At 43.0% G+C, this 2,347-nt stretch carries 3 protein-coding genes; 1 reads left to right on the forward strand and 2 read right to left on the reverse strand.

All coding sequences use genetic code 11. The features are described 5' to 3' along the window. Both A3729_RS30885 and A3729_RS12480 read right to left on the reverse strand, forming a co-directional pair. Positions 1-318: transposase zinc-binding domain-containing protein (locus A3729_RS30885; protein ID WP_197475833.1), on the reverse strand; the 318-nt coding region annotated here is incomplete at its 3' end. Positions 319-679: 361 nt separating this feature from the next. Then, positions 680-1,753 carry a GGDEF domain-containing protein gene (locus tag A3729_RS12480; protein ID WP_068514223.1) on the reverse strand — a complete coding sequence of 358 codons (1,074 nt, stop codon included), beginning with the start codon at positions 1,751-1,753 and terminating at the stop codon, positions 680-682. A 264-nt stretch (positions 1,754-2,017) separates the two neighbouring features. Here A3729_RS12480 and A3729_RS12485 point away from each other — a divergent pair. Beyond that, a partial coding sequence (locus tag A3729_RS12485) for a helix-turn-helix transcriptional regulator (protein WP_156497928.1) occupies positions 2,018-2,347 on the forward strand: 330 nt, incomplete at its 3' end.

A 2,347-nucleotide genomic window follows, 5' to 3' on the forward strand; every position in this document is an offset into this window, starting at 1 on the left:
GAGCGCGGCACTCTCCGCCATCCGGCGGGCACCACAGCTGGGGCAGAACCCTCTGCGCTTGCAGCTAAATGCCACCAATCGTTCATGATGGCAATCCTCGCAGCGGACACGCAAAAAGCCATATTCCAGCCGACCACATTGGAGAAAATCTTCGAACTCTCTCTGAACGTAACGAGGCAAGCTTTGTCCCTGACCCTCCAACGAGGACTTAAAGACAGGATAATGTTCCTGAACCAATTGATAGAGGAGCGTCTTTTCGGGCTGATGGCGTTCATAGTATGGTGCTTGACTCGCCCAGACATTCCTTGCCGGTGACATGAGTATCCTCCTTGATACTGTTTATACATACAGCATATAGAAGAAGCTTCACTTAGCGAATATTGGCCGTAATTTTGTAAAAACAGTCCAACTGTTATGTCCGCTTTCGGGTCTTTTGTAATATAAAAATGCTAGTTAGGAAGGGCCAGATTAGATCTGAAGACAATTCTCAAGTTATGTCCGCTTATCTCACTTTCCAGAAGTAACCGATCAGATCAATATTGGCCAAAATATCCTTGTTTATCGATCAGTCATGAAGGTCCGTTTTGCGGACTTTCACGCCTTTGAGTGCTGTTTAACTATGCCGTGCACTGAACTCCAACCTTTGAGAAAGGGTTCGAGCCGATACACCTTTCTGATACTACTGACTTTGCGCAAGGTTCTGCGTCTCTCCAATTACTCTGTTCCGGCCTTGTTTCTTAGCTGCATACAAGGCTTGGTCAGCGCGCTCTACTAAGCCATCAATTGTGTCAGAGGTTTGCATACTCGCAACACCGACAGAAATGGTAATATTACCCAGGGTGACTTTTTTATCACTGCCCATAACCAGGTTTTTACTGGCGACCTTATCGCATAGCTGCTGGCCTACAACGAGTGCGCCTTCGTAGCGTGTGTTGGGTAATAGCGCCACGAATTCTTCACCTCCATAACGAGCGACGATATCGTCACCTTTGACACCCTTCTTTAGAACTGTTGCGATAAAGGTTAAAACTTTGTCGCCTACTGCGTGGCCGTGCGTATCATTAAACGATTTGAAGTGATCAATATCCATAAATAGGAGAGAGAAGGGCTTCAGTGTTTGTTCAAACTCATTTACTAGTGTTTTAATAGACTCATCAAATGCTCGTCGATTCGGGATGCCGGTGAGCTGGTCGGTAAACGCCGTTTCGTTCAGTTCTTCCAAGTTCCTTTTTAAAGTACTGACTTCCTCCTTCACAACGATTAAGGAGTTTTCCATTGATGTGTTGGCTTGTCTAACTTGGTCAGTTTCTTCAATAAGCTTGGCAACGAGCTGAGTGATGCTGTTGATATCGGGGTTTTTCTTTAGATCATTCTGGCTTTCTTCCAGTGCGGCTGAAAAAGCCTGGTTGCCCTCAAGGATTTTTTCCAGCTCTTGCAGCAGGTTGTCCACAAGCGTCTCTGTATCGCCTTGTATATGGCTCAGTTTATCCTGCGTTTGGTTTGCAATATAAGTTTCGTAGAGTGAGTTATTTAAGCTGTCTGTAAAGTTCGTTCCACTTTCTAGCAGGCTATCTATTTTCTTGCGTAGCTCGAGGTTCATTCCTTGAAAATACTCATACCAAACGAAGTAGTTTTCCGGGGTGATTGGGATTTCAAGGTCTTTCATTTGTGGGATAGTTTTCTTAAGGCAGTCAACAGCTTGTTTAAGCTTTTTTTGACGGCTTTCCCGCACAGGTATTTGTTGCTCTGTCATATTACTCGCTACTCCATTTAGCCTGGTAATATTTGTCTGTAACCTGAGTTCAAGCCTCTAGTTTGTGCAATAATCTAAGAATTATAAGACTTTTTCAATCATAAATCATTTCGTCTATCCAGTTGTCCGCCGGCCTAATTCAGTCATTTTAGTTGTTGATGGTAACGATAAAACCATTCTAGGTTTGGATATAAGCCCGATATTTCATAGTATTCGGTATTGCTGTCATTCTCATGAACCGCTGTTTCATAATAGGGAGATCAGATGTCTCAGAGCGCTGCTTTAGTCAAAGCACTGAAAAAATGTTTGAAAATTAACGATGTAAAATATGCAGATGTGGCTGATGCCCTCAATTTAAGTGAGGCGAGCGTGAAACGTTTGTTTTCTGAGGAAAGCTTTTCGCTAAAAAGGCTAGATCAAATTTGTGAATTTTTAGGTATTGAAATTAGTGATCTGGTGGAGATGGTGAGACAGTCTGATCAGATTCGAAGTTTGACGATTGAGCAAGAAAAAGAAATTATTGATGATCTTCCGCTTTTGATTGTCGCAAATAGTGCCTTAAATCGTTGGAGCTTTGAAGATATATTGTCTACC

Source organism: Oleiphilus sp. HI0043 (assembly GCF_001634935.1).

Bases quoted from the DNA above. Each gene is read 5' to 3' on its own strand.
- A3729_RS12480 (WP_068514223.1), bottom strand. From the start codon at position 1,753: ATGACAGAGCAACAAATACCTGTGCGGGAAAGCCGTCAAAAAAAGCTT.